10 protein-coding genes are annotated in these 16,163 nt (G+C 44.2%); 6 read left to right on the forward strand and 4 right to left on the reverse strand.

Annotated features, from left to right (window positions below; genetic code table 11):
• Positions 1–192 precede the first annotated feature (192 nt).
• Positions 193–2,628, reverse strand: coding sequence for a dynamin family protein (locus QUA47_RS27220; RefSeq protein ID WP_333433062.1), 2,436 nt, complete (start codon positions 2,626–2,628; stop codon positions 193–195).
• Positions 2,629–3,012: 384 nt separating this feature from the next.
• Positions 3,013–4,236: a J domain-containing protein gene (locus QUA47_RS27225; RefSeq protein ID WP_333433063.1), complete on the reverse strand. Its 1,224-nt coding sequence runs from the start codon at positions 4,234–4,236 to the stop codon at positions 3,013–3,015.
• Here QUA47_RS27225 and QUA47_RS27230 point away from each other — a divergent pair.
• Positions 4,220–4,405 (forward strand): hypothetical protein, encoded by a 186-nt coding sequence (locus QUA47_RS27230; RefSeq protein ID WP_333433064.1) that lies wholly within the window; start codon positions 4,220–4,222, stop codon positions 4,403–4,405. The genes QUA47_RS27225 and QUA47_RS27230 overlap by 17 nt on opposite strands.
• Here QUA47_RS27230 and QUA47_RS27235 read toward each other — a convergent pair.
• Both QUA47_RS27235 and dnaK read right to left on the reverse strand, forming a co-directional pair.
• Entirely contained in the window at positions 4,394–4,744 is a 351-nt protein-coding gene (locus tag QUA47_RS27235) for a four helix bundle protein (RefSeq protein ID WP_333433065.1), read from the reverse strand. The genes QUA47_RS27230 and QUA47_RS27235 overlap by 12 nt on opposite strands.
• Positions 4,745–4,926: 182 nt before the next feature.
• Positions 4,927–7,047, reverse strand: a complete 2,121-nt coding sequence (gene dnaK, locus QUA47_RS27240) for a molecular chaperone DnaK (protein ID WP_333433066.1) — start codon at positions 7,045–7,047, stop codon at positions 4,927–4,929.
• Between the two features lie 55 nt (positions 7,048–7,102).
• Here dnaK and QUA47_RS27245 point away from each other — a divergent pair, with 55 nt between their 5' ends.
• The 5 genes from QUA47_RS27245 to QUA47_RS27265 all read left to right on the forward strand — a co-directional run bounded on the left by QUA47_RS27245 (position 7,103) and on the right by QUA47_RS27265 (position 16,138).
• Positions 7,103–7,231, forward strand: a complete 129-nt coding sequence (locus QUA47_RS27245; protein WP_333433067.1) for a hypothetical protein — start codon at positions 7,103–7,105, stop codon at positions 7,229–7,231.
• A gap of 372 nt (positions 7,232–7,603) precedes the next feature.
• Positions 7,604–11,002 (forward strand): helicase-related protein, encoded by a 3,399-nt coding sequence (locus QUA47_RS27250; RefSeq protein ID WP_333433068.1) that lies wholly within the window; start codon positions 7,604–7,606, stop codon positions 11,000–11,002.
• 161 nt (positions 11,003–11,163) lie between these two features.
• Positions 11,164–11,733, forward strand: a complete 570-nt coding sequence (locus QUA47_RS27255; RefSeq protein ID WP_333433069.1) for a Uma2 family endonuclease — start codon at positions 11,164–11,166, stop codon at positions 11,731–11,733.
• 282 nt (positions 11,734–12,015) lie between these two features.
• On the forward strand, positions 12,016–15,450 hold the full coding sequence (locus QUA47_RS27260) for an Eco57I restriction-modification methylase domain-containing protein (protein WP_333433070.1): 3,435 nt from the start codon (positions 12,016–12,018) through the stop codon (positions 15,448–15,450).
• A gap of 400 nt (positions 15,451–15,850) precedes the next feature.
• Positions 15,851–16,138 carry a hypothetical protein gene (locus tag QUA47_RS27265; protein WP_333433071.1) on the forward strand — a complete coding sequence of 96 codons (288 nt, stop codon included), beginning with the start codon at positions 15,851–15,853 and terminating at the stop codon, positions 16,136–16,138.
• The last annotated feature ends 25 nt before the right edge of the window (positions 16,139–16,163 follow it).

A 16,163-nucleotide genomic window follows, 5' to 3' on the forward strand; every position in this document is an offset into this window, starting at 1 on the left:
TGCACCTTACTTGCTCTCCATTTTTGGACACCATACCTAATTTACCACTATTTGAGCCTTAACTGAACCGTATTGGACTATACAAACGATGTCCGCTTCCGCGCACTAAGAATGTCTTCAACCCGCGTCGGCGGGTTGTGTCTGTGTAGCCGCGATTTCCAATCGCCTGGTTTCCAATCACCGGATTTTTAATCATTCACCATCCACCGAAACACCATCATTTTGTGCAATTACAGGCAACAAATGCTCGTGCAACTTCATCGCCTGCAAACAACTATTAATCCCAGAAACCGCCCGATCGTACTCTTGAATTTTCTGCTCGTTTTCAGCTTGCCGCCGCAGATTCCCAGCAATCTTTTCCTCCGCTTCCTGTGCCAAAGTTTGCTCCAAATAATTGCGGGCTTGACTGTATTTCTGCAAAATATCATCAGCTTGCTTTTGAGCCAGCGGCAACAAATGCTCTTTCAGGGTTTGGTTGACAGTTTGGCGGAAAGTTTGCCGAATAGTTCTAGATACTTTCGGCTCAAAATCCAGCCGCAATAATTGCCGAATTGCCGGTTGGGCGTCCACCATGTTTTCGCAGTCGTAACCTTGAGAAGTTTGCTGCAATGTTTCCCGGAATTGATAAATCGAAAATGTGCCTTCGTCGTAAAAACGGGGACTTTCTCGCACGTAGCGATCGCACTCAACGCCCGCCGCATTTACCAAAGCATCAGAAACCCGCTTTGATAACTCCTCTAACTGCTGTTCAATTCCCCCATCGTTCCCCAACAACCGATAGAGTAATCGATAGTATTCCGACTTACGAACGCTATCTTTCAAATACTGGAAATAATTATCAACCAGTGACTTAGTAGCCTCTACTAAAATATCTTCCAACTGATTGGCTAAATAATAAAGCGCTTCAACTAAAACAGCAATTAAAGGTGCTGTCGCATTGCGGGGATGATTCCGCAAAGTGCGTCCGTAAGCCGCCTCAACAGAAAATCCATCTAACAATTCATCCAAGCGCCGGATCATCCGAGATTGCAATTGCCGAAAGTCTATATCGAAAATATCGCATCTGTTCATAATCATGTCATTGACTTCTTCGGCGATATGTTCGCGAAATTCCTCCCCAACTTGCTGCAACTCTTGATTTAGTCGCAAAAGTTCTTGTGCTTTCATTGCTTCAATTTCGCGGGGCTGGCTGTCCAAATTCCGCTGAATTGTTTGGTAATGTTTCCGCAGTTGAATGCACAAGTCTTCTAAGTCGTCAGCTAAATTTTTGAACAGTTGCGGGCGTTTTTCTTCTGTGAGGTAACGGGTGATGGCTGTGCGAAAATCTTCGATCCCGCTATCTTGAATTAATTGAGCAATTAATGGTTGTCCTTGCTCTGCAAGAATCCGCACGTAGTTTTCATTGGGTGTTTCGTAGCTGTTAACTGAAATGCGAAATTTGCTCGGAGATAGCTTGCCGGAATTCGCACAGTAGCGATTAAATTCACTAACAAATTGCGGAGTCTCTTCACTATTACTGAGCAATTCTGAATCTAATTTATCATCTCCCGAAGCTCGCCCTTGACTGGTGGCAAATATTGTATTTAAACCAAAGCGATCGCGCCCTGTGGTACTTTTAATCAAACTCCCGTAAAATCCCAACAATCCGCTAGTTTTGTAAACTCTCGCAGTATCGCGAAAGTCGGAATTAATCAGATTTTCTAAGCGCTGTCGCAGTTGCGTGTTGTACCAAGTTTCGTCGATGCGGTTGAAAATGTAAAACAGTCGATCGCGAATTCCCGGATTTCCCCGTGTTTTTTCCATCAACTCGGTTTCCTCCGTCGTCATTTCCCCAGACGAAGCCGCTTTCAACACGCAGACAACCGCCGAAGTATCCGGGCTTTCAATCTTATCATAAGTCAATTCTGCATCCCGCTGCACGGGCGCATCAATCCCCGGCGTATCGATAATAATATTGCCATCTTGTAGCAAGGGATGATAACAGTAATATTCAACTCGCTTGAGTACAGCACTGTTGCTACCGCGACGGGCATAACTAGCAGCTTCCTTGAGATTGGAAAAGTTAAACTGTTCCATCGAGTAGGTAGCGTTTTCGAGAGTTTGGATGCGATCGCGATTTGCCTCAAAACCTTCTAAAAGCAGCATCAAAGCCTTAGCTTTTTTGGCTAGCTCGGATTTATTTTCGCCGCCTTCCGTTTCAATAATTATGTTACAGCCCTGAGACAACAGCGACACTACATCTGTTTGATTAATATTAAGTTCAGTAGTTAAACCTAATTGATGGCAAAGCACAGAAGCTTGCTGGCTAATCTCAAATTCACTCAAAAAAGTTAGAACAACGCGCTCTTTTTCCGGCTCAGCAAAGGCGATATAACATTCCGTACCTGTCGCGTGTCCTTCTGCACTGTAGAGCAATTCCCGCTCCAGCAAAGCATTAATTAACATAGATTTTCCCGCACTGAAAGCGCCAGCAAACACAATTTCAAACTCAGGAGAAATTGCCTTTTTCAGAGAAGCTTGTACCGCCGTGATATCTTGTTGTCGCAAAGACGATTCCTGACGCAGCAGTTGCACTAAAGAATCAACTTGCTCTTGCAGACTGGTGCATTGAGGGGGCATTTGAGTCATGGCGGCAGACTGCTCCTGATTGGGGGAAAATTACCTTATTGTTAATTCTCTGCTAGTTCAGGAATAATCACAACAGTAATTTTACTTATGCGATTCAGGATTGCTGAAAGTGCGATCGGCTATTCTGGCGACAAATCCTATCCTTTACGGTTGTTTCGGAATTATTAAACTGCTCTTAATGCAGAGGGCGCTGAGTTAGAAAAACGAGAGATGAATAATTCCGATACTAACGGATTTGATATCATCTATTTACAGCCAAGTGGCTAAATGTGATATGTCAGTAAAATTTAGCCAAGCATCTCCTCATTTTTCGTACACGATTAGTAGTAAGGCACGCATTATTGCGCCCCTACAAAATTAAACGGGCGCATTGCGTACTCTACATTAAACCGATAAATCCTGACGCGGTTTAAAAGACTCAACCTGCCGCAACTTTTCGTATAATTCCCGTTCCTCCTCACTAATTTCTTTGGGAATTAACACCTGAATTTCTACCAATTGATCGCCCCGATCGCCATTTCCCGTCGGATAGCCCTTGTTAGCCAGCCGCAACCGCTTTCCAGAGGTTACTCCCGGTGGCAATTTCATCTTTACCAGGCCATCCAGCGTCGGTACTTCAATATCTCCGCCTAACACCGCTTCGCTGGGAGTCAGAGGCAATTCGCAGCAAATATCCGACATTTCCAATCGAAAAAATGGATGGGGAGAAACCGTGATTTTCAAATATAAATCTCCGCCGCCGATACCTTGATTTCGCAAGCGAATCCGCTGGCCTGATACCATAGCAGGAGGCAGATTCACCTCGATCGCTCGCCCATCTTCCAGACGAATTCGCTCAGTACCGCCCGAATAAGCCCTTTCCAAAGGCAGAGTTAGCCTGGCCTCAATGTCTCTTCTCGTTTCGCGATCGACTGTTTCCCTAATTTCCCGTCGCATTTCGCGATCGGCTATATCCCTTCTGATTTCGCGATCGACTATCTCCCGTCGCATTTCTCGATCGACTGTTTCTCGTCGCATTTCGCGATCGTCTGTTTCTCGTCGCATTTCGCGATCGACTGTTTCTCGTCGCATTTCGCGATCGTCGAAATCTCGTCGCGTTTCGCGATCGTCAAAATCCCTTCTAGGTGGGCGAGAATTAGCAACATAACTCGTTTTCTTAGAAGCCGTACTCCACGGTTCAGAGGAGGCTACTCCCGCTGCATCATTCGCTGTCGCCATCCTCACTTCCCGGCGTCTTCCGAGCACTTGGTCGAGAAATTTATTAAAATCCGAGTAATCACTAAAATCGACCTCTTCGGCCGGTTTTTTGCGGGTAGTTTTACTGTTTCCCCAAGTTTTGAAATTGGGAAGTCGCACCCCTTGCTTTCCTTGAAATCCCTTTTGTTTCCAGAATTTACTAAACTGATCGTATTGAGCGCGCTTGTCGATATCGGAAAGAATATCATAAGCTTCATTAATATCCTTAAACCTATCTTCAGCAGATTTATCACCGGGATTTACGTCAGGGTGCAACTGTCTGGCTAGCCGTCGATAGGCTTTTTTTATCTCATCAGCCGTGGCATCTTTGGGCACTCCCAAAATTAGATAGTAATTGCGAAAATTCTGCATAGTTGGAGAAGGAAGAAGGAAGAAGGAAGAAGGAAGAAGGAAGAAGGAAGAAGGACGAGGGAAGAAGGAAGAAGGAAGAAGGAAGGAAGGAGGAAGAAGGAAGGAGGAAGGAGGAAGGAGGAAGGAGGAAGAAGGAAGAAGGACGAGGGATGAGGTTTTATCCTTGTAGTTTGTTGATTGTACTGACAATTAATCGTGTGAGTTCATCTGCTTCTTTGATAACTGGTGAGATTTTTTCGGGTGCTGCTAACCCCACTCTTTCAGAAATCACTAGATGAGTATCCAGTTCTCTGAGCGAACCGAGAGCTATTCGCAAATATCGAATATACTCTTGTCTAGTAACACGCCCATATCCCTCCGCAATGTTAGCTGGTACTGATACAGATGCACGGCGAATTTGACTGGTAATACCATAAAGTTCAGACGAATGAAAAGATTTAGTTAATTCGTAGCAAACTTGACAAAGATCAATACCCCGCTGCCAGATGTATTGTTCTCTATGGGTCATACAACATAATTTTCTCCTTACTTATCATAGTAATCTTTATGTAATTCAAAGAAGTCTAGTGTAGGAGAGAAGAAAGAAAGGATCTGAGAAGAATTAGGAAAAGAGCTGTCACAAATTCTCTGCTGAAAATCCGTTATTTTCCTTCTTCCTTCTTCCCTCTTCCTTCTTCCTTCTTCCTTCAATTACAGCCAATCGTCGTCATCATCCCAATCGTCGCTTTGATTTTGATAAGGGCGAGTGGGGCGATTAGCACTGCTTCTACGATCGCCCATACGATCGCCCATACGATCGCCCATACGATCGCCCATACGATCGCCCATACGATCGCCCATACGATCGCCGGTGCGATCGGGAATTGGATCGACAGTCGATCGCCTGTACGGTTTAGCATTTTGATAATAGCTGCTGTCATCGCTGCGTCGCTTGGTACCGTCGCCCGTAAAAGTCCGCTTCACAGACTCAAAGAAATCATCATCATCGTCATCATCAGCAAAAGCTGAAACTTCCCGGCTCAAATCGTAAAGAGCATCCTGCAAATCCGAACCAACTTGGTCAACTCCGCGCTCATCATTGCGTTCCAAACTGTCTCGCAATTCGCGAATTAAAGTTTCAATTCGCTGGCGGCTTCTTTGAGCAAACTGCATTCCGCGATCGAGCGCAACTTCCCGCAACTGCCGCTCAGCTTGATAAGCTAAAGCTTCAGCGCGATTGCGTTTTTCCACCTTTTCCCGCTGCAACTTATCAGCTTGAGCAAACTGTTCCGCATCGCGAATCATTTGATTCACTTCCTGCTGAGTCAGCGTCGAAGCACCTTGCACAGTAATGCTTTGTTCCCTGCCGGTAGTTTTGTCCAAAGCAGTCACCAACAGCATCCCGTTAGCATCAATATCAAAAGCTACTTGCACCTGCGGAATCCCTCGCGGTGCCGGCGGAATTCCAGTTAGTTTAAACCGTCCCAAAGACTTATTATCTCTGCCTAATTCGCGTTCCCCTTGGATCACGTGAATTTCTACCACAGTTTGGTTGTTTTCAGCAGTCGAAAAAATGTCCGATCGCCTGACGGGAATAGTAGTATTCCGAGGAATCAGTTTTTTCATCACCCCGCCGATCGTTTCCAAACCCAGCGACAGCGGCGTCACGTCCAACAACAGCACATCGCGGACCTCGCCACCCAAAATACCCGCTTGAATTGCCGCACCCACCGCCACAACTTCATCGGGATTCACATTTTGATTGGGTTCTTTATCAATCAAGTTGCGAACAACTTCCTGCACCAAAGGAATGCGAGTCGAACCGCCGACTAGCACAACTTCATCAATGCGAGAAGGACTCAAACTTGCATCAGCCAAAGCTTGTTTCACCGGACGCCGCAGCCGCTGCACCAAATCTGTGCACAGCCCCTCAAATTGACCGCGAGTTAGCCGCGTTTCCAGATGCAAAGGCCCATCTTCATTCGCATCGATAAACGGCAAATTAATCTCCGTGACACCGACTCCCGACAGTTCAATCTTGGCTTTTTCGGCCGCTTCGATCAAGCGCTGCAAAGCTTGGCGGTTGCGACGCAAATCAATTCCTTCTTTTTCTAAGAATTGTTCTGCCAACCAGTCAACAATTTTAGAGTCAAAATCATTGCCACCCAATTGAGTGTCACCGCTAGTTGCTTTAACTTCAAATACTCCGTCTCCCACGTCTAAGATAGAGACATCAAAAGTACCGCCGCCCAAATCAAACACTAAAATAGTTTGACTTTCTCGCCTCTCCAAACCGTAAGCCAAAGAAGCCGCCGTCGGCTCATTTAAAATCCGCTTGACATCAAGTCCGGCAATTCGTCCAGCATCGCGCGTCGCCTGTCGCTGCGAGTCGTTGAAATAAGCGGGAACAGTAATTACAGCCCCCGTTACCTCTTGTCCCAGATAGCGGCTAGCTTCATCGGCCAGTTTCCGCAACACCATCGCCGAAATTTCCTCTGGGGCAAAATCTTTTTTCAGGCGGGGACACTTGATTTTGATGTTCCCGTTTTCGTCGCGGCGAGTTGTGTAAGGGACGCGCTTTGATTCTGGAGTCAGTTCGGTATATTTGCGTCCGATGTACCGCTTGACGGCGTAAAAGGTGTTTTGCGGGTTGAGAACAGTCTGGCGTCTGGCCATCTGTCCCACCAGGCGTTCTCCTTCCTTTGTGAAAGCGACTACCGAGGGAGTTGTCCGCATCCCTTCTGCATTGGCAATCACAACCGGTTTGCCGCCTTCCATGACGGCTACTACTGAGTTTGTTGTTCCGAGGTCAATGCCAACTACTTTACCCATGCGTCAGTTGTCTCCTGTGGCGTTGTGTGTAGCCTTTTCAATATAAGCGTTAAGTATGATTGCATTTATTGTACCGCGTCGAGAAGCGGGGGCTGCAGGGGGATTGCCTCACCTGCGGTTCAGGTTGCTGGGGTTGGCTGGGTGCGATCGACCTTTTTTCGATCGGCTTTGGCGCAGCAACTGAGGAGCAAATTGATTAGAATGGAGAGCCAAAGTTATACCTATCATCAACATAGAGGTAGCCGGAATGACCGGATTAGAAGTATTGCAGTCAGTTAAATTTCTCAATATAAAAGGCAAAGAAGTTGCTGTCTTAGATGTCGAAACTTGGCAAGCACTAATGGAATGGTTAGAGACTTTATAGCAATGCTCGCATCATTTGTGAATTTCTTACTCCCTCCCCTTGATAAGGGGAGGGTTGAGGTGGGGTAAAAAGTTTACGACTCCTGCAAGGATTGCTATAGTGAGGACTTTAGTCATTCCATGTGATTTTTTAAGGACTTTAGTCCTTACTACAAACTTTTGTATGTACAACTAATATAACAGAGGAAACCCAGTGCCGCGCATTTTTGACAACATCGAACTGCCACTGCTACCAGCATTGCGAGAAACCATTAAACTCTCCTATAGGGCAGATTTTTGCGTTGGCTATTTCAATCTTCGGGGATGGCGGAGAATTGGCGATTTAATAGAAGCATATATGGGAAACCAAGGAGCTTGCTGCCGCCTTTTGGTGGGAATGCAAAGTTTGCCGACCGATGAATTAAATGCTAGTTTTAGCCTAATTTCCCATCACAGTGGGATTGACAATAATGCCATTATTCGCCTCAAAAAACGGATGGCTGAGGAATTTCGCCAGCAGTTGACTATCGGCGCTCCCAGTGATATAGATGAGCAGGGATTACGCAGGTTGAGCTATCAGATAAAAACCGGAAAAGTTATTGTTAAATTATTCTTAGCTTATCCACTGCACGCTAAACTATATCTCGTTCACCGTCAAGACCCAAACAGCCCAATTGTAGGTTTTTTGGGTAGCAGCAATCTGACTTTATCGGGACTGTCAAAACAAGGGGAATTGAATATTGATATTTTAGATTTTGATGCTTGTAATAAGTTGCAAAAATGGTTTGACGATCGCTGGGAAGAATATGGCTGTGTTGATATTTCCAAAGAACTTGCAGAAATTATCGATCGCAGTTGGGCTAGATCCGAACTAATTCCCCCCTATCATATCTATCTCAACATTGTCTATCATTTGTCCCGCGAGGCGATCGCAGGTATTGCTGAGTTTCAGATTCCTCGCGATTTTAAGGGTTTATTTAAATTTCAAGAAGAAGCGGTTAAGCTAGCCGCCCGTCACATTACCAAACGGGGAGGCGTGATTATTGGCGACGTTGTAGGGTTGGGTAAAACTTTAGTCGGTACGGCGATCGCCAAAATTTTACAAGAAGACTGTCTCTTGGAAACCCTGATTATTTGTCCCAAAAACTTGGTAAAAATGTGGCAGGAATATGCAGATAACTTTCGCCTGCTTGCGAAAGTATTATCGATCAGTCTGGTACAGCAAGAATTGCCAGAATTGCGCCGCTATCGAGTTGTGTTAATTGATGAAAGTCACAACCTCAGAAACCGAGAAGGCAAGCGATATCGAGCGATTCAAGAATATATTGCCATCAACGAAAGTAAATGTATATTGCTTTCAGCAACTCCCTACAACAAAACCTATTTAGATTTATCTTCTCAGTTGCGGCTGTTTATTCCTGAAGACCAAAATTTAGGACTGCGGCCCGAAGCTTTGCTGAATCAATTGGGCGGAGGCAGTCAAGGAGAGTTAGAATTTATTAAGCGACATCAATGTTCCGTGCGCTCTTTAGCTGCTTTTGAAAAAAGCGAACATCCTGATGATTGGCGAGATTTGATGAAGCGCTACATGGTGAGGCGCACTCGCTCGTTTATCAAAGAAAATTATGCGGAAACTGACGCAGAGAAGGGGCGCAAATATTTAGAATTTGCCGATCGCACGCGCTCCTATTTTCCCGATCGCATTCCAAAAACTATTAAGTTTTCTTCGGAAGTCTCAGCAGGTAAAACCCATACGCAGCTTGAATTTGAGGAAATTGTCGAAGTCATCAATGCACTAAATCTGCCGCGTTACGGGCTGGGAAATTACATCGCCAAAAAACCCAAACACAAGCCGACTGAAGCAGAAGAGCGGCAGTTAAATGCCTTATTCCGTGGGGGTCGCCGGTTAATGGGATTTTCGCGGACAAACTTGTTTAAACGGCTAGAAAGCAGCGGCAGTGCCTTTCTTCAGTCGATCGAGCGGCATATCCTGCGGAATTTTATCTATTTATATGCGATCGACCACAACTGCGATATTCCGATCGGCACCCAAGATGCAGACTTGTTGGATACCCGCAACAGCGATGAAGATGCTGATTCAGTGGTGGTTAGCAGTTTTGAAAGCGAAGAGAGCGAAGATGATGCGGCCGAAGTTTTAGATATCGAAGCCCAATTACTGTTAAACGAAAAGAGTTTTAAACAGCGCGCAGAAGTAGTTTATCAAGAATATCAAACGCGCTATAAACGCAGGTTTAAATGGCTAAAATCCGATTTTTTTGATACCAAGAAGTTAAAAGGGGATTTGCTAGCAGATGCCCGGTGTCTGATAGAAGTATTGCAAACTTGCGGTGAATGGCATTCTCAACCCGATGAAAAGTTAGCTGCTTTGGTGAAATTGCTCACAGAAACTCACCCCCATGATAAAGTATTAATTTTTACTCAGTTTGCCGATACAGTCCGCTATATAACTGATAATTTAACTAAGCTAAATATTGCGGGCGTTGCATCGGTGACAGGTAAATCAAAAGACCCCACCGAACTCACATTCCGGTTTAGTCCGACTAGCAGCGGCAAGCTGGATCAAATCTCGCCCGAACAAGAATTGCGAATCTTAATTGCCACCGATATTCTGAGTGAAGGTCACAACTTGCAAGACAGTGCGATTATCGTTAATTATGACTTACCTTGGGCAATTATTCGGTTGATTCAGCGGGCGGGAAGAGTGGACAGAATCGGTCAAAAAGCTGAGCAGATTTTGTGTTATTCATTCTTGCCGGATGAAGGAGTCGATCGCATTATCAACCTGCGCGAAAGACTGCGCCGACGCTTGCAAGAAAATGCCGAAGTTGTCGGAACTGACGAGACATTTTTTGAGGATGACTCACCTCAAGTCATTCTCGATATTTACAATGAAAAATCAGGAATTTTAGATGGCGAAGAAGATGCCGAAGTTGACTTAACATCCGAAGCTTTTCAAATTTGGAAAAATGCGACTGACAACAACCCAACTTTGAAAAAAACGATTGAGTCAATGCCCAATGTAGTTTATTCCACTCGCAATCATACTCCCGCACCCTTGCAACCAGAAGGAGTTTTATTGTACATGAAAACCGCCGAGGGAAATGATTCTTTAATTTGGGTCGATCGCGATGGCAATAGCGTTACTCAATCGCAACTGGCAATTTTAAGAATTGCAGCGTGCGACGAATCGACCCCAGCAATTCCGAAAGACAAACAGCATCACCAATTAGTCACAAAAGGTGCAGAGTTGATAGCAGAAGAAGAGCAAAATGCGGGCGGACAATTGGGCCGACCTTCCGGGGCAAGGTTCCGAACCTATGAACGTTTGAAGAGTTACGCCCAGTCCATGCGCGGTACAATATTTGCATTCGATGAGTTGGCAAAAGCAATTGATGAAATTTACCGCTATCCCCTGCGCCAGTCGGCAATTGACACGTTAAATCGGCAGTTAAAAAGCGGTATTGGCGATCGACAATTAGCAGAATTAGTCGTGGGTTTGCGGATGGATGACCGTTTGTGTATTGTCAATGAAGACGAAGACAAACGGGAACCCATGATTATTTGTTCTTTAGGCTTGTTTCAGGAGAAATAATTAATTATGTTAGGGCTTGGGCGCGGCAGCCCAAGAAACCGGGTTTTTATCGAATTAAAGACTATAAACCAGTATTCTCGCAAACACCCGGTTTCTGATTTATCGACTCCGCCGGTTAGGATGTATAATGAAAGATAGCTTTATTTTAATAGTAAAGATGTATGACGCTATCAATTGAGCCTCAATCCAAGCTTTCTCTGGCAGCATTTTTAAATTTACCAGAAACAGAACCTGCGAGTGAATACATCGACGGTCAAGTTTATCAGAAACCGATGCCTCAAGGAAAACATAGTCTCATTCAAACTGAGTTTGCCTCTACGATTAATCAGCAGGGTAAACCCAGAAAACTCGCTTTAGCTTTGACTGAGTTACGCTGCACATTTGGGGGACGTTCTTTAGTGCCAGATATTGCAGTTTTTGAATGGTCTCGCATCCCAGTTGATGAGAATGGAGAAATTGCTAATCGATTTGAAAGTCATCCCGATTGGGTGATTGAAATTCTTTCACCAGAACAGTCTCCCAATCGTGTAATTAACAAGATTATTTTTTCGATCCAGCACCAAACCAAATTAGGTTGGTTCATCGATCCTAACGATCGCTCTATCATGGTATTTGAACCGAATCAGTTGCCAGAGGTCAAGTATGACAGCGATATGTTACCGATTCTCAATGTATTGAGCGATTGGCAAGTGCGAGTTGCAGATATTTTTAGTTTTTTACAAGTTAATTAATCCAGTAGGGACATCGCATTAGCTGTCAGTCCGCCACTCCTCTCGTTATCCAGCCAGTCCGCCAGGGAATGAATTCCCTGTCTAATAGCGAAAGTCCTCTGAAAGAGGACTAATGGGTTTAAAAATTATTCTTCTCAGTCCTCTTAAGAGGACTTTAGCTTTGAGGCAGGGGTTGAAACCCCTGCCGGACTGTCGGACTCTCGGCTTAGCCTTAAGTTGACACGCCTTGGGCACGGCGCCCTGTCCCTACTACACTTCTCCCTTCTTCCTTCATATATAACCATGCCACCAACACTTAAAGAATCCCGCGAACTTCTCCAAGACTTTGAATTCAACAAATTGTTCGTTCAAAAACTCGGTTGGGATAATCCATCTTCCCCCAAAACCGTACCTCTAGAAATAGAAGGCGAGACTTATTCCCGAAAAGCCATTGCCCAACTTAATGGAGTAGTTGTATATGAAATTACCAGCGCTAGCGGAAATATCCCCAACAGCGCCGAAAGACTGACGATTTATCGCGAAATTGTCCAAATTTCCGCCGAAAATCTGTTGATTTTTATTGATGAAAATCGCACCAAATGTCTGTGGTATTGGGTGAAGCGCGAAGGTACAAAACTTTATCCCCGCGATCATGTATACGTGAAACGGGAACCTTGCGATTTGCTGCTGAGTAAAGTGACAGCATTAAAGGTTGATTTAGAAGAATTAGAAACGCTGTCGGTGATTGATGTCGCCCAAAGATTGCAGGCTGGATTGGATGTCGAACGAGTAACTAAAAAGTTTTTTGAAGAGTTTAAACAGCAACACGTTGAATTTTTAAGTGTGATTCGCGGCATTGACAAAGAAACAGACAGACGCTGGTATACTTCGGTTTTACTCAACCGCTTGATGTTTGTTTATTTTTTGCAGCGCAAAGGATTTATCGACAGCGGCAAAATGCTGTATTTGCAGGAAAAGTTAGCCGAAAGCAAGCAGCGGGGAAGGGATTTATTTTACTCGCAATTCTTGAAAACACTGTTTTTCGATGGATTTGCTAAACCTCTGGATTTGCGGGAGGAAGGTGTTAAAGAATTAATCGGCGATGTTAAATATTTGAATGGGGGACTGTTTCTCGAACATCCCATCGAACAAAATTATCCGAATATCGCCATACCCGATGCTGCTTTTGAGAAAATATTTAAGTTATTTGCCGCCTATTCTTGGAATCTTGACGATACAGTGGGCGGCAAGGAAAACGAAATTAATCCGGCGGTTTTGGGATACATCTTTGAGAAATACATTAACCAAAAAGCCTTTGGTGCTTATTATACCAGGCCGGAGATTACTGAATATTTGTGCGATCGCACAATCAACAAACTAATCCTCGATAGAGTCAACCAATCCCTTAACTCTTCCTCCCATGCCCAATTCCCCTTGCCCGATGCCCAATGCCCGATTCCCCATCACTTTGAAACCATCACCCAACTCCTCACCAATCTCGATGCCAATCTCTGCCGCCGCCTGCTAACAGAAATCCTCCCAAACTTAACATTATTAGACCCAGCCTGCGGTTCCGGCGCGTTTTTAGTCGCAGCCATGAAAACGCTGATTTACATCTATTCAACAGTCATCGGTACAAGCAAATTTTTAAACGATCGCTACCTCAATGACTTACTAAAAACCATAGAAACCGAGCATACTTCACTCCACTACTATATCAAAAAACGGATTATTAGCGACAACCTCTACGGCGTGGATATCATGCCGGAAGCAGTGGAAATTGCTAAACTGCGACTGTTTTTGGCCTTGGTTTCGGCCGCGCAGAATGTCAACGACTTGGAACCGCTGCCGAATATTGACTTTAACATTATGGCGGGAAATTCTTTAATTGGATTACTGCGGGTGGATGACGCAGAATATGAAGGAAGTCGAGCACAGTTAAATCTGTTTCACAAGACATACAGACAAGTATTAGAGGAGAAAAACCGTCTGATTTCTATTTACCGTCATGCTACTACCTATAGCCAAAACTTGCAGAGTTTGCGAGATGAAATTGCCGAAAAGAAAGCCTCTGCTATCGAAAATATTAATAAGATTTTATTGGAAGATTTCAAGGAGTTAAAAATTAAGTTTGAACAAGCACAGATTAGCGGTAAGCCGATTAAGCGTACCCTGACTCTCGCTGATATAGAAGCTTTGAAGCCTTTTCACTGGGGCTATGAGTTTGATGAAATTTTGCATCAACGGGGCGGTTTTGATGCGATTATTACTAATCCGCCGTGGGAAACATTTAAGCCAGATGCTAAGGAATTTTTTGCTAGTTATAGCAACTTAGTGACGAAAAAGAAGATGGATATTAAGAGTTTTGAAAAAGAACAAAAGAAACTCTTGCAAGATACAGAGGTTTCTAATGCTTGGTTGGAATATCAGAACACTTTTCCTCATATCAGTGCTTATTATCGTTCAGCGGAACAGTACAAAAATCAGATTTCGATTGTCAATGGTAAAAAAGCAGGTACGGATATTAACCTTTATAAACTTTTTGTAGAGCAATGTTTTAATCTCTTACGCAGGGGTGGCGAGTGTGGGATTGTGATTCCTAGTGGCATTTACACTGACTTGGGTACTAAGCAACTGCGGGAGATGTTATTTAGTCAAACCAAAGTCACGGGGTTATTTTGTTTAGAAAATCGGAAAACAATTTTTGAAGGGGTTGATAGTCGTTTCAAAATAGTTGTTCTTACTTTTGAGAAGGATGGGATAACAACTGAGTTTCCCTCAGCTTTTATGCGTCTTGATGTGGATGAACTACAAAGGTTTCCTAGTGCTGATAGCTTGCCAATTAGCGTTGAATTAGTGCGGAAGTTATCTCCTGACTCTCTGTCGGTGATGGAGTTTAAAAATGAGGGAGATATTCGGATTGCTGAGAAAATGCTGCAATTCCCTTTGCTGGGCGAACAGATTGAGGGGAAATGGAATCTGCGGTTAAGTCAAGAAATTCACATGACTAATGACAGTCATTTATTCAAGCAAGAACCAGGCAAAGGTGTGGTTCCTTTGATACAAGGTAATATGTTTCACCAGTTTCAACATAGTTTTGCCTTACCTAAATATTACATTGACTTGGATGAAGGACGGTCAAAAATTCTTGGTAAAGTACCAGATATAGATCAAAAACTTTCCTATCAAGATTATCGTTTAGTGCATAGACGAATAGGCAGAAATACAGATCAACGTAGTTTAATTGCTTGTGTGCTTCCTCGAAATCGTTTTTGTGCTGATACCGCTCAGACGGTTAAGACAATTCTTCCTTACATAACTACTGTAGTTATTACAGCAATTTTCAATTCATTTGTTGCTGATTATGAAATTCGCAAACGTATTACAGCACATCTCGATATGCACTTTATGTATTCTCTCAGAGTCCCCCGATCGCAAATAGGCGACAAATACTTCTCCGACATCGTACAGCGCGCCGCCAAACTAATCTGCACCTCCCCAGAATTTGACGAATTAGCCCAAGAAGTCGGCTTAAACTCCCACCGAGAAGGCGTTACCGATGAAACAGAACGCGCTCAATTGCGAGCCGAATTAGACGGCATCATCGCCCACCTTTACGGCTTAACCGAAGCAGAATTTGCGTATATTTTGACTACTTTTCCGATCGTCCCCGAAACCGTCAAACAAGCAGCGTTAGCAGCATATCGCACCTTTGCACCAAAATCCGGCGAACCATAAGGGCGGGAAAGAATAGAAAGAAGAGGAGACGGCAGTGCCGTTTCCCTACAAATAATTGGGCGATAGTTACATATCTCGTGCATAAAAATTGAGGATTTTGCGGTAGGAAAACGCCATTTCCGTCTCCTCCGTTGCCACAATTAATCGGAAAATTGATGATTTTGCGGTAAGGAAAGGGCATTGCCGTCTCCTCCGTTGCCACAATTAATCGGGGAATGGTTACATCTTTCATCGAGGAAGATTGATTATTTTGGGGTAGGAAAACGCCATTGCCATGTCCTCCTATCATCTCTGCCTTCTTAATGACTGCCACCAACGCAGTGTCAAATTGCGATCGACCCGAATTAAAGCAATTGTGAGATAACTTATTATAATAAGTTAGAACTAAATACTATAGGATTTGTTGACTGAGGAAATTAAGGGCGATCGCACTCGGCTGCTCTATTTCCTTGCAGCAGGCGATCGCCCCCATCCCCAGCGATCGCACGTAAAAACTTTACAAGGGCGATCGGGAACATCGATCGCTCCTATTGAAGCTAAAATCGAACAACAACCCAAAATAAATCTATGGGACTCTTTGACAAGATTCGCGGCGAATTTGTCGATATCATCGAATGGTTGGACAATACCAGCGATCAGGGTAAGAGCATCTCAATTAGGCTTGACACAAGGACTCAGAAGAATCTAATGTAGGGTCAAGAAAACAAGAAAAG

The sequence above is a fragment of the Microcoleus sp. MON2_D5 genome (genome assembly GCF_036701905.1).
In the GTDB taxonomy this organism is placed as follows: Bacteria; Cyanobacteriota; Cyanobacteriia; order Cyanobacteriales; family Microcoleaceae; genus Microcoleus.

Excerpts from the sequence above, each read along its gene's own strand:
- QUA47_RS27220 (WP_333433062.1), bottom strand. The coding sequence starts at position 2,628 with ATGACTCAAATGCCCCCTCAATGCACCAGTCTGCAAGAGCAAGTTGAT.
- QUA47_RS27225 (WP_333433063.1), bottom strand. The coding sequence starts at position 4,236 with ATGCAGAATTTTCGCAATTACTATCTAATTTTGGGAGTGCCCAAAGAT.
- QUA47_RS27235 (WP_333433065.1), bottom strand. The coding sequence starts at position 4,744 with ATGACCCATAGAGAACAATACATCTGGCAGCGGGGTATTGATCTTTGT.
- dnaK (WP_333433066.1), bottom strand. The coding sequence starts at position 7,047 with ATGGGTAAAGTAGTTGGCATTGACCTCGGAACAACAAACTCAGTAGTA.
- QUA47_RS27245 (WP_333433067.1), top strand. The coding sequence starts at position 7,103 with ATGATTGCATTTATTGTACCGCGTCGAGAAGCGGGGGCTGCAGGGGGA.
- QUA47_RS27255 (WP_333433069.1), top strand. The coding sequence starts at position 11,164 with ATGACGCTATCAATTGAGCCTCAATCCAAGCTTTCTCTGGCAGCATTT.
- QUA47_RS27260 (WP_333433070.1), top strand. The coding sequence starts at position 12,016 with ATGCCACCAACACTTAAAGAATCCCGCGAACTTCTCCAAGACTTTGAA.